Source organism: Streptomyces sp. NPDC001728, from assembly GCF_040297565.1.
Taxonomy (GTDB): domain Bacteria; phylum Actinomycetota; class Actinomycetes; order Streptomycetales; family Streptomycetaceae; genus Streptomyces.
The window spans coordinates 60,027-72,328 of sequence record NZ_JBEOZK010000026.1 but is presented as its reverse complement, the minus strand read 5'-3'; the positions used below and the strand labels follow the sequence as shown (position 1 = coordinate 72,328).

At 71.9% G+C, this 12,302-nt stretch carries 10 protein-coding genes; all 10 read left to right on the top strand.

The window, feature by feature from the left end; translation table 11 throughout:
* The first annotated feature begins 121 nt into the window (after positions 1–121).
* The 10 genes from ABT154_RS29970 (at position 122) to ABT154_RS29925 (ending at position 12,288) form a co-directional block, all read left to right on the top strand.
* A complete protein-coding gene (locus ABT154_RS29970) occupies positions 122–1,183 on the top strand; it encodes a mechanosensitive ion channel family protein (RefSeq protein WP_351860935.1) in 1,062 nt (353 codons plus the stop codon).
* A gap of 189 nt (positions 1,184–1,372) precedes the next feature.
* A complete protein-coding gene (locus tag ABT154_RS29965; protein WP_351860933.1) occupies positions 1,373–2,587 on the top strand; it encodes an ROK family transcriptional regulator in 1,215 nt (404 codons plus the stop codon).
* 60 nt (positions 2,588–2,647) lie between these two features.
* Positions 2,648–3,991 carry an ABC transporter substrate-binding protein gene (locus ABT154_RS29960; protein WP_351860931.1) on the top strand — a complete coding sequence of 448 codons (1,344 nt, stop codon included), beginning with the start codon at positions 2,648–2,650 and terminating at the stop codon, positions 3,989–3,991.
* A gap of 16 nt (positions 3,992–4,007) precedes the next feature.
* Positions 4,008–5,009 carry a carbohydrate ABC transporter permease gene (locus ABT154_RS29955; protein ID WP_502969617.1) on the top strand — a complete coding sequence of 334 codons (1,002 nt, stop codon included), beginning with the start codon at positions 4,008–4,010 and terminating at the stop codon, positions 5,007–5,009.
* 3 nt (positions 5,010–5,012) lie between these two features.
* Entirely contained in the window at positions 5,013–5,912 is a 900-nt protein-coding gene (locus tag ABT154_RS29950) for a carbohydrate ABC transporter permease (RefSeq protein ID WP_351860929.1), read from the top strand.
* An 8-nt stretch (positions 5,913–5,920) separates the two neighbouring features.
* The gene (locus ABT154_RS29945) at positions 5,921–7,240 is read left to right on the top strand and encodes a 6-phospho-beta-glucosidase (protein ID WP_351860927.1); all 1,320 of its coding nucleotides are present in this window, start codon (positions 5,921–5,923) and stop codon (positions 7,238–7,240) included.
* Positions 7,231–8,211, top strand: coding sequence for an N-acetylglucosamine kinase (locus tag ABT154_RS29940; protein WP_351860925.1), 981 nt, complete (start codon positions 7,231–7,233; stop codon positions 8,209–8,211). Before ABT154_RS29945 ends, ABT154_RS29940 begins: the two co-directional genes overlap by 10 nt.
* A 253-nt stretch (positions 8,212–8,464) precedes the next feature.
* Entirely contained in the window at positions 8,465–9,892 is a 1,428-nt protein-coding gene (locus ABT154_RS29935; RefSeq protein WP_351860923.1) for a GlnX family signal transduction membrane protein, read from the top strand.
* 11 nt (positions 9,893–9,903) lie between these two features.
* The gene (locus ABT154_RS29930) at positions 9,904–10,938 is read left to right on the top strand and encodes a glutamate ABC transporter substrate-binding protein (protein ID WP_351860921.1); all 1,035 of its coding nucleotides are present in this window, start codon (positions 9,904–9,906) and stop codon (positions 10,936–10,938) included.
* A 72-nt stretch (positions 10,939–11,010) separates the two neighbouring features.
* The gene (locus ABT154_RS29925) at positions 11,011–12,288 is read left to right on the top strand and encodes a coiled-coil domain-containing protein (RefSeq protein ID WP_351860919.1); all 1,278 of its coding nucleotides are present in this window, start codon (positions 11,011–11,013) and stop codon (positions 12,286–12,288) included.
* Positions 12,289–12,302: the final 14 nt, after the last annotated feature.

The window sequence follows — 12,302 nt, the reverse complement described above, 5'->3', positions numbered from 1 at the left end:
GCATGTCTCCCTTGTGTCTGCCCGGGTGAGGTCGGTCTCTCCCTCGAACACGGCTACGGGACCATGTCCGACGCCCCGTTACTGTGGATGGCCTGCGTACGCGATGCCTGGAGGTCTTCCCGTGTCCTGGTCCGCCCTTGCGGCTGCCACCGAACCCGAGCCGATTCCGGTGACCCTGGACGAGGCGGCGGAGAAGGCCACGAACGCCGCCAGCTGGGTGGAGGAGAACTGGTCCACCTGGCTGAACACAGGGCTGCGCATCCTGCTGATCCTGGTCGTCGCGCTGCTGCTGCGGATGGCCGTCCGCCGTGCCCTGACGAAGCTGATCGAGCGGATGAACCGTTCGGCGCAGGCGGTGGAGGGGACGGCCCTGGGCGGTCTGCTGGTCAACACCGAGCGGCGGCGGCAGCGCTCGGAGGCGATCGGCTCGGTGCTGCGTTCGGTGGCGTCGTTCCTGATCCTGGGCACGGCGGGGCTGATGATCCTGGGTGCCTTCAAGATCGATCTGGCGCCGCTGCTCGCCTCGGCCGGTGTGGCCGGTGTGGCGATCGGTTTCGGCGCGCGCAACCTGGTGACGGACTTCCTGTCGGGCGTCTTCATGATCCTGGAGGACCAGTACGGCGTCGGTGACTCGGTCGACGCGGGCGTGGCGTCCGGCGAGGTCGTGGAGGTGGGCCTGCGGGTGACGAAGCTGCGGGGCGTGGACGGCGAGATCTGGTACGTGCGCAACGGCGAGATCAAGCGGATCGGGAACCTCAGCCAGGGCTGGGCGACGGCGGGCGTCGACGTGACGGTCCGGCCGACGGAGAACCTGGACACGGTGCGGGCCGTGATCACCGAGGCGGCGGAGTCCATGGCGAAGGAGGAGCCGTGGAACGAGCGCCTCTGGGGTCCGGTGGAGGTGCTGGGCCTGAACGAGGTGCTGCTCGACTCGATGACGGTCCGGGTCTCGGCGAAGACGATGCCGGGGAAGGCGCTCGGCGTGGAGCGCGAGCTGCGCTGGCGCATCAAGCGGGGCCTGGACGAGGCCGGCATCCGGATCGTGGGCGGGGTTCCCGCGCAGGCGGAGGAGGCGGCGGCGGACCCGACGGCGGGCATGGCGGCCCCGTCGGCCTTCGCGTCGGCGACCTCGCCCCAGTCGACGGCGGCGACCCCGCTGCCGAGGCCGGACCTCTCCAAGTAGCGGCACTTCACAGCAATTCACGGCGGATCGCGCGAGAACGCGCGGGAACGACGCCCTCGTGGGTAACACTTCGGTTGCCTTCGGGGGCGTTTGTCGTACCCGGGTATTGACGACCCGGTGACGCCCGCCTTACCTTCCTCCCAACCCAATAGGAAACTTTCCTAACAGTACGAAGGCAGGTGCGACCCCATGGCCGGTACGGCCCCCGGAACCCCCGGCACGCCGCGCGTGCTGCGCGCCATGAACGACCGCGCCGCCCTGGACCTCCTCCTGGAGCACGGCCCGCTCTCGCGGACCCGGATCGGCAAGCTCACCGGCCTGTCCAAGCCGACCGCCTCCCAGCTGCTCGCCCGCCTCGAAGCGGCCGGACTCGTCGTCGCCACCGGCACCACCGAAGGCCGACCGGGACCGAACGCCCAGCTCTACGCGGTCAACGCGCGAGCCGCGTACGCCGCCGGACTCGACGTCAACCAGTCCCGCATCCACGCCGCCGTCGCCGACATCACCGGCGGGATCGTCGGCGAGTTCGAGCTGCGGACCCCCGGCCGCGCCGCCTCCGGCGTCGTCCGCCAGGTGACCGACGCCCTGGACGGGGCCGTCAAGGCGGCCGGGATCACCCGCGAGGACGTCCGGCGCCTGGTCATCGGCACCCCCGGCGCCTTCGACCCGGCCACCGGACGCCTGCGGTACGCCGCCCACCTGCCCGGCTGGCACTCCCCCACCCTCCTGGAGGAGCTGGCCGCCGTCCTGCCCATGCCGTTCGAGTACGAGAACGACGTCAACCTCGTCGCCGTCGCCGAACAGCGCCTGGGCGCCGCCCGGGGCCACTCCGACTTCGCCCTGCTCTGGAACGAGGAGGGCATGGGCGCCGCCCTCGTCCTCGGCGGGCGGCTGCACCGCGGCTTCACCGGCGGCGCCGGCGAGGTCGGCTTCCTGCCGGTGCCCGGCACCCCGCTCGTCCGGCAGGTCACCAAGGCCAACTCCGGCGGCTACCAGGAGCTCGCGGGGGTCCAGGCGGTCCCCCGGATCGCCCGCGCCCTCGGCATCGACACCCCCGAGCAGCCCTATGTGCCGGTCGCCTGCGGACTGCTCGCGCACGCGGCGGAGGCGCACGGCGAGGACCCTCGCTACGCGGAACTGCTCGACCGGTACGCCGAGCGCGTCGCGACCGGACTGGCCTCCCTCGTCGCGGTCCTCGACCCCGAACTCATCGTGCTCTCCGGTGACGTGCTCGTCGCCGGCGGCGAAGCCCTGCGCGTCCGTGTGCAGTCCGAACTGGCCGACCTCGCCGCCTCCCGGCCCCGGCTCGTCCTCACCTCCGTACCCGTGCGTCCCGTCCTGCGCGGCGCCCTCGAAAGCGCCCTCGTCACCACGCGCGACGAGGTCTTCGACACCTCGCGCTGACCCACCGCCCGTCCCGCTGCCCCCCGCCCCGTAACCCCTCCGCCACAGGGAGACACCGTCATGCCCGTACATCCGCGCAAGGCAGCCGCAGCGCTCGCCGCCACCGCTTCGATAGCCCTCTTCGCCTCCGCCTGTACGGGCTCCGCGAGCAACGCGACCCCCGACGACCCCAGTGCCCGGACCAGCATCACCTTCTGGCACGGCTGGTCGACGCCCAGCGAGGTCAAGGCGATCCAGAACAACGTGGACCGCTTCATGAAGGCCCACCCGAACATCAAGGTGAAGGTCGTCGGCGACATCAACGACGACAAGCTCGGCCAGGCGCTGCGCGCGGGCGGCTCCAACGGACCGGACGTCGTCTCCTCCTTCACGACCTCCAACGTCGGCAAGTTCTGCGCCTCGGGCGCCCTCACGGACCTCAAGCCCTTCATCGAGAAGGACAAGCTGGACCTGGACAAGATCTTCCCGAAGGTCCTCCAGTCGTACACGCAGTTCGAGGGCAAGCGCTGCTCCCTGCCGCTGCTCTCCGACGCGTACGGGCTCTACTACAACAAGGACGCGTTCAAGGCGGCCGGGCTCGACCCCGAGGCCCCGCCGAAGACCTGGTCCCAGTTCGCCCAGGTCGCCAAGGCGCTCACCAAGCCCAAGGGCGACTCCTACGAGCAGCTCGGCTTCATGCCGACCTACCTCGGCTACGAGACCGTCGTCGAGCACTACATGTCCCAGTGGGACCACAAGTACTTCGACGCGGACGGCAAGTCGAACGTCGCCAAGGACCCGGCGTTCGCCGAGATGATGACGTACCAGAAGTCCCTGGTCGACGGCCTCGGCGGCTTCGCGAAGCTCGACAAGTACCGCACCACCTTCGGTGACGAGTGGGGCGTCAAGCACCCCTTCCAGACCGGCCAGGTCGCCATGCAGCTCGACGGCGAGTGGCGGCTGAACTTCATCAAGGAGGCCAAGGTCCCCTTCGAGGTCGGCGTCGCGCCGCTCCCGGTCGCCGACGACGAGGTGGCCGAGTACGGCAAGGGCTACCTCTCCGGCACGATCATGGGCATCGCCCCGCAGAGCAAGAAGCAGAACGCCGCCTGGGAGCTGGTCAAGTACATGACCACGAACACCGACGCCGTGGTGGGCTTCGCCAACGACATCGGCAACGTCCCCTCCACCCTGGACGCGCTGAAGTCCCCGGACCTGAAGTTCGACAAGCGCTTCAAGACCTTCCTGGACATCGCCCGGCACCCCGAGTCCACCACCCCGGACGGCGCCGTGAACGGCCCCTCCTACCAGGAGACCCTCTCCCGGCTCGCCCAGCAGTACGAGAAGGGGCAGGTCACCGACCTGAAGAAGGGGCTCGCGGACGCCGCGGCCCAGATCGACCGCGACATCGCCGCGGCGAAGTGACGGCCGGCACCCGCCCATGAGCACGGACACCCTGTCCCCGAAGGAGGCGACCGCCGCCCCGGCCGCCGCCTCCCGGCGGGGGACGAACACGCTGCGGGCGAAGCGCCGCCGCGGCGCGCTCGTCGCCCTGGCCTTCATGTCGCCCTGGCTGATCGGCTTCGGCGTCTTCTTCGCCTACCCCCTGATCTCCACCCTGTACTTCTCGTTCATGCGGTACGACGGCCTCAACCCGCCGACCTGGCGGGGCCTGGAGAACTGGACGTACGTCCTCACGGAGTTCCCGAAGTTCTGGCCGGCCCTGCAGAACACCCTCTGGCTCGGCGTCGTCATGGTCACCTGCCGAGTGGTCTTCGGCCTCGGCATCGGCATGCTGATCACCAAGATCAAGACCGGCGCCGGCGTCTTCCGCACCCTCTTCTACCTGCCGTACCTGGCCCCGCCGGTGGCCGCCACGCTGGCCTTCGTCTTCCTGCTCAACCCCGGCACCGGACCGGTCAACTCGCTCCTGGAGGCGGTCGGCATCCCCGCCCCCTCCTGGTTCAACGACGCGGACTGGGCCAAGCCCGCCCTCACGGTCCTCGCCGTCTGGGGCGTCGGCGACCTCATGGTCATCTTCATGGCCGCGCTCCTCGACGTACCGAAGGAGCAGTACGAGGCCGCCGAACTCGACGGCGCGTCCCCGTGGCAGCGGTTCCGCTACGTCACCCTGCCGAACATCTCGCCGATCGTGCTCTTCGCGGTCGTCACCGGGATCATCGGCGCGATGCAGTACTACACGCAGCCGATCGTGGCCGCCAAGGTCGCCTCGGGCGTGATCGGCGGCTCCGGCGTCACCTTCTCGCCCGGCTATCCGGACGACTCCACGCTGACCCTGCCGCAGCTGGTCTACAGCCTCGGATTCAGCCAGTTCAACTACGGCGCCGCCTGCGTCGTGGCCCTGGTGCTCTTCGCCTTCTCCATGGCCTTCACCGCGCTGCTCATGCGCCGGCGCGGCGGCCTGATCGGCTCGGGTGACTGACTCATGACGACCGCAACCGCCCCCGCCGCCCGCCCCGCCACGAACGGCCCGGTGAGCCCCGCCGAGAAGCGGGCCCGCCGCAGGTCGCTGCTGCACTGGATCGCCGTGCACTCGCTCGGCATCGCCGCGGCGCTGTTCTTCGTGCTCCCCTTCGTCTTCGTCCTCCTCACCTCCCTGATGAGCGACCAGCAGGCGCTCACCCGGGACCTGACGCCGAACTCCTGGCACTGGGAGAACTACGTCAAGGTTTTCCGGACGGAGGGCTTCCTCGTCTGGTGGAGGAACTCGCTGCTCTACGCGGGAGTCGGCACCGTCCTCGTGGTGGTGTCCTCGGTCCCCGTGGCGTACGCCCTCGCCAAGCTCCGCTTCCGCGGCCGGCACCTGTCCATGCTGCTGGTCATCTCGATGATGATGCTGCCGCCGCAGGTCGTCATCATCCCGATGTACCTGTTCTGGGCCAAGCAGATGGACCTCTCCGGCACGCTCTGGCCGCTGATCATCCCGATGGCCTTCGGCGACGCCTTCGCCATCTTCCTGCTGCGCCAGTTCCTGCTGACCATCCCCAACGAGTACATCGAGGCGGCGAAGATCGACGGCTGCGGAGAGTTCCGCACCCTGATCAGGATCGTGCTCCCGATGGCGAAGCCCGGCATCGCCGCCGTCGCCCTCTTCCAGTTCTTCTACTGCTGGAACGACTACTTCGGGCCGCAGATCTACGCCTCCGAGAACCCCGGCGCCTGGACCCTGAGCTACGGCCTGGAGTCCTTCAAGGGCGCGCACCACACCGACTGGAATCTGACCATGGCCGCGACCGTCCTGGTCATGGCCCCTGTGATCCTCGTCTTCTTCTTCGCCCAGAAGGCGTTCGTCGAGGGAGTCACACTGACCGGAGTGAAGGGCTGAATCACACCATGAAGCTCACTGTCGTGGGGGGCGGTTCCACCTACACCCCCGAACTCATCGACGGATTCGCGCGCCTGCGCGACACCCTGCCCATCACCGAACTCGTCCTCGTCGACCCGGCCGCCGACCGGCTCGACCTCGTCGGCGGGCTCGCCCGGCGCATCTTCGCCAAGCAGGAGCACGCGGGCCGGATCACCACCACCTCCGACCTCGACGCCGGGGTGGAGGGCGCCGACGCCGTCCTGCTCCAGCTGCGGGTCGGCGGACAGGCCGCCCGTCAGCAGGACGAGTCCTGGCCGCTGGAGTGCGGCTGCGTCGGCCAGGAGACCACCGGAGCCGGCGGCCTCGCCAAGGCGCTGCGCACCGTCCCGGTCGTCCTGGACATCGCCGAGCGGGTCCGGCGCGCCAACCCCGATGCCTGGATCATCGACTTCACCAACCCGGTGGGCATCGTCACCCGCGCGCTGCTCCAGGCCGGGCACAAGGCCATCGGCCTGTGCAACGTCGCCATCGGCTTCCAGCGGAAGTTCGCCGGACTCCTCGGCGTGGCCCCCTCCGAGGTCCACCTGGAGCACATCGGGCTCAACCACCTGACCTGGGAGCGCGCGGTGCGCCTCGGCGGCCCCGAGGGCGAGAACGTACTGCCGCGGCTGCTCGCCGAGCACGGCGACGCGGTCGCCGACGACCTGCGCCTTCCGCGCCCGGTCCTGGACCGGCTCGGCGTCGTCCCCTCGTACTACCTGCGGTACTTCTACGCGCACGACGAGGTCGTACGGGAACTCGGCACCAAGCCCTCGCGGGCCGCCGAGGTCGCCGCGATGGAGAAGGAACTCCTCGACATGTACGGGGACCCGGCGCTCGACGAGAAGCCGGCCCTGCTCGCCAAGCGCGGCGGCGCCTTCTACTCGGAGGCGGCCGTGGACCTGGCGGCCTCCCTGCTGGGAAACAGCGGCGGGCCCGAAGGGCCATCCGTTGAGGGTGGTGGTGGGCGACGGGCGGGCGGAGGTTCGCCGTACCAGGTGGTCAACACGTACAACAACGGCACACTGCCGTTCCTGCCGGACGACGCGGTCATCGAGACGCAGGCGGCGGTCGGCGCCCACGGGGCCGTCCCGCTGCCGGTCGCCCCGGTGGACCCCCTCTACGCCGGGCTGATCGCGAACGTCACCGCCTACGAGGACCTGGCCCTGGAGGCGGCGCTGCGCGGCGGCCGTGACCGGGTGTTCAAGGCGCTGCTCGCCCACCCGCTGGTGGGCCAGTACGCGTACGCCGACGGGCTCACCGACCGGCTGATCGCGCACAACCGGGAGCACCTCGCGTGGGCGTGAACCCGGACGGCGTCCTCCTCGCGATCGACGCGGGGAACAGCAAGACCGACGTCGCGGTCGTCGGCCGGGACGGCACCGTCCTGGGCGCGGCACGCGGCGGCGGGTTCCAGCCGCCGGTGGTGGGGGTGGGGACGGCCGTCGACTCGCTGGCGGAGATCGTCGGCCGGGCGTGCGAAGCGGCCGGTGTCCCGGCCCGGTTCGCCCACGTCACGGCCTGTCTCGCCAACGCGGACCTGCCCGTCGAGGAGACCGCGCTCCAGGCCGAGGTCCTCGGCCGGGGGTGGAGCGGGTCGGTGCGGGTGCACAACGACACCTTCGCCATACTGCGCGCCGGGATCGACGAGCCGCGCGGTGTCGCGGTGGTGTGCGGGGCGGGGATCAACTGCGTCGGGATGACCCCGGACGGGCGGACCGCGCGCTTCCCGGCGATCGGGAAGATCTCCGGTGACTGGGGCGGAGGCAGCGGCATGGCCGAGGAGGCGCTCTGGTTCGCGGCGCGCGCCGAGGACGGGCGCGGTGAGCCGTCCGAGCTGGCGCGCGCGCTGCCCGCGCACTTCGGTCTGGAGTCGATGTACGCGCTGATCGAGGCGCTGCACCTGGGTCTGGTGCCGTTCGGGCGGCGGCACGAGCTGACGCCCGTGCTGTTCCGGGTGAGCGCGGCGGGCGACCCGGTGGCGCTCTCCCTGGTGCACCGGCTGGCGGAGGAGGTCGTCGCCCTGTCGTCGGTCGCGCTCGGGCGGCTGGGTCTCCTCGACGAGGAGGCTCCGGTGATGCTGGGCGGCAGTGTGCTGGCCGCGCGCCACCCGCAGTTGGAGGAGCGGATCCGCGAACTCCTCGCCGAGCGGGCGCCGAAGGCCGTCATCGGCTTCGTGACGGCGCCGCCGGTCCTCGGGGCGGGGCTGCTCGCCCTGGACGAGGTGGCGGCGGGCCCGGAGGCGGCGGCCCGGCTGCGGGAGCACTACGGAGCCTGAGCCGGCGGAGTGTGGGGCGCCCCTTCCTTGGGAAGGGGCGCCCCACCGGCATGTTCACCTGTTCGAGCGACGCCCGGAACGGAACCGATCACGGCGTGGGGACGTATTCAATGTGAGGGGGAATGCCCACGGACGTGCCGGGGGCATACGGCACGATAGGAACAAGATCGAGTCAATCCCGGTGTGCGGAGGGCCCCCTGCGGCCATACTGCTCGCCGGACCGGCCGACGTCAGCGACCCAGGGGGAGGTCAAGTGACACACCCGCCGAACGCACCCGCCGCTCCCGCGGCGCGGAGCACGGCGCCCGCGCCCGTAAGCCCGACCGGCGTACCCGCGCAGCCGTCGCCCGCGCCCGGCGCCGTACCGCCCCAGGGGCGAGGTGCCTGGGCCGTGGGCCGGGAGCGGCTGCGGGTCGCCGCGACGACCGAGCCGGGCCGGCTCCAGATCCTCGGGGCCGTACTCGCGGCGCTGCTCGTCGCGTTCGGGGTGGTCACCGCCTTCCAGGTCGACGACCGGGCCGCCGCCGCCGACGACGTCGTCCACCGCAGCCAGCCGCTGTCCGGCGACGCCGCCGCGATCTACCGCTACCTCGCCGACGCGGACACCACCGCCGCCAGCGGCTTCCTCGCGGGCACGCTCGAACCGGAGGAGTCCCGCAAGCGGTACGACCGGGACATCGCCGCCGCCGCCCGCCTCCTCGTCGAGGCCGCCGCGGGCACCGACGGTTCGGGCCGGTCGGCCGCCGAGATCGCCACCCTCAACGAACAGCTCCCCCGCTACACGGGACTGGTCGAGCGCGCACGGGCCGCCAACCGGCAGGGCCTGCCGCTGGGCGGCGCCTATCTGCGGTACGCCAACCAGCAGATGACCAGCACCCTGCTGCCCGCCGCCGAGCGGCTGTACACGGCCGAGACCGAACGGCTCAGGAAGGACGACGTCTCGGCCCGCACCTGGCCGTACCTGTCGGTCGCCGTGGGCCTGATCGTCCTCGCCGCCCTCGGCTGGGCCCAGCGCCGCAACTACGTCCGCACCCATCGGGTGTTCAACCACGGGCTGCTCGCCGCCACCGCCGCCACCGTCGTCGCCCTGCTCTGGCTCGCCACCGCGCACACCCTCGCGCGCGCCGGGCTGAACGACGCCCAGGCGCACGGGCAGGAGTCGCTCCAGGTCCTCAACACGGCCCGGATCAGCTCGCTCACCGCCCGCGCCAACGAGAACCTGACCCTGGTCGCCCGGGGCGCGGTGCTCACCGAGGACCGCACCAAGGACAAGTACGAGGCGGACTACGCGGCGAGCATGGAGGCCCTGACGGGCGCCCTCGCCGCCGCCGACGCGCTGGCCGACGACGCCGACGGCCGCACTCCGGTCGACGAGGCCGTGCACCGCGTCCGCACCTGGCAGACGCTCCACAAGGAAGCCCGCGCGAAGGACGAGGCCGGAGACTACGAGGGCGCCCTCGTCCGGATCGTCGGTCCGAAGGACTCGACGGGCCAGGCCTTCGACCAGGTCGACGCGGCCCTTGAGCGGGCCCTCGCCCACGAGAAGGCCGAGTTCACCCGCTCCGCCGAGGACGCCGGGGCCGCGCTGACGGCCCTGCCGCTGGGCGCCGCCGCCCTCGGGATACTGGGCGCGGCGGGCGCCGTGCTCGGCATCAACCGCAGACTGTCGGAGTACCGGTGAGAGGGGGCGGGATGCCGAACGGCGCGTACCCGCTGGTGCGGCGGACGGCGAAGCGGCTCCGGGGCTGGGGCGGGGTGGCCGCCATGGCCCTGGCGTGCGGGCTCACCGCGTCGCTGACCCTGCTGCCGCTGGCACAGGACGGCGGCGACTCGGCGGCCCCCGGGACGTACGCTCCCGGCCCCGGTTTCGGGACGGCCGTCCAGGTCAAGGCGGACACCTGCCGGAACCCGGAGGCCTCGCTGACCCCCTCGTCGGCGGACGGCCCCTCGATCGACGCGATCAAGCAGCGCGGCAAGCTGGTCGTCGGCGTCGACCAGTCCAGCTACCGCTGGGGCTACCGGGACCCGGAGAAGGGCACCCTGGAGGGCTTCGACATCGAGCTGGCCCGCGCCATCGCCGCGGACATCCTGGGCGACCGGAACGCCGTGATCCTGCGGGCGATCCCCACCAACCAGCGGACCGCCCTCCTGAACAGCGGCAAGATCGACCTCGTCGTGCGCACGATGACGATCAACTGCAAGCGGATCGGCGAGGTCGCCTTCTCCACCGCCTACTTCCAGGCCGGACAGCAGGTCCTCGCGGCCAAGGACGACAAGACCATCACGGGCTACGACTCCTCGCTGCGCGGGAAGCGGATCTGCACCGCCGAGGGGTCCACGGCCTACGACGCGCTGGCGGAGAACTCCTTCGGAGCGGTCTTCAAGGACGAGGGCGACGGCACCAAGGGCGACAAGGACCTGCTGACCGTCCCCAACCAGCTGGACTGCCTGGTCAGGCTCCAGCTGGGCGAGGTCGACGCGATCGTCACCGACAACGCCCTGGCGGCGGGCCAGGCCGCGCAGGACCCGGCGGTCGAGCTCAAGGGCCGGCCGTTCACCGAGGAGTACTACGGGGTGGCGGCCAAGCTGGGCAACGACGACCTGGTGCGCCGGGTCAACCAGGTGCTCGTGGGGTACCGGCAGGGCCCCTGGCAGGCGGCGTACAAGGAGTGGCTGGAGAAGGACCTGCCCGGGATAACCGGGCCGCCGCAGCCCCGGTACAAGTAGCGCCGTACCCCCGCAGCCCCTACGAGCAGCCCCGTACCGGTAGCCCCGTACACGGAGAGGAAGAGGTGACCGATGGGCGTCACGGGACCCCCCGGTCCGGTGATGGACCGGGACGAGGCGGACCGTGCACTGGCGCGGCTCGGCGCCGAGCACAAGGCGGTCGAGGACTCGCTCTTCGCGCTCCAGGACCACGCGGGCCGCAGACTGCTCGAAGGGGCCGCCCTCACCGGCACGACCCGGGACCGCTGGGCGGCGACCGAGCGGACCATCACCCTGCTCTGGACCTGTTTCGACGTGTACACCGGCGCCCTGCGGGACGCCCGTGAGCTGCGCGCCCGGCGCCGCTGGCCCGGCCGGGACGAGCTCGTGGAGCTGACCGAGCGGCTGCGCGGCGAGAGCGTGCTCGTCGCCGGCGGCGCGGGCGAACAGGGTTTGCTCGCCGAGCGGTTCACGCTGGAGGGCCTGGTCCGGCGGATGAACGAGCTGTACGCGTCCTCGCTGGACGTGGTGGTGACCGCCGACGCGGTCTGGTCGGCGCTGCCCGCCCGGATAGACCTGCTCGCCGCGGAGCTCGGCCGGACGCGTTCGCTCGCGCACTCGGTGCGCGTGCGGCCCGGGGAGCACCCGGCCGGGGACGAGCTGGAGGCGATCACCGCCGAGCTGACCGCGCTGCGCTCCCAGGTCGTGACCGATCCGCTGGCCTTCTGGCGGCCGGCGGCGGGGAGTTCGGCGCCCGGCGGCGGCAGGCCCGACACCGCGCGGTACGACCGGGCGGCGCTGGCGCTGGAGGACGTCCGGCGGGAGATCGAGGCGGTGCTCGCGGTCCGGCAGGACTCCGAGGACCGGCTGCTCCGGCTGCGGGACGTGCTCTCGCGGGCGGACCGTACGCTCGCCGAGGCGCGGTCGGCGCGCGGCGAGGTCCTGGCGAAGATCGCCGCCTCCGAGGTGCCGGCCGTCAGCGGGCCGCCGATCGTGCTCCAGGAACGGCTGGCCGCCGCCGCCGAGTACCGCAGACACGCCCGGTGGCACCGGCTGTCACCGCTCCTGGACTCCCTGGAGCGGGAGGCGGAGGACGAACTGCTGCGGGCGCGGGAGTCGTTGACCGCGGTGACGGCGCCGCTCGCGGTGCGGGCGGAGCTGCGCGGCCGGCTGGACGCGTACCGGGCGAAGGTGGCGCGGCTGGGCGCGGCGGAGGACCCGGTGCTGGTGGAGCGGTACGACGCGGCGCGCAGGATGCTGTGGAGCGCGCCCTGCGATCTGCGGGTCGCGGAACAGGCCGTGCTGCGGTACCAGCAGGCGGTGGCGGACGTGCTGTCCGGCCCGAGAGACGCGGGAGGACGACAGTGGTGAGCGGGGAGACGGGC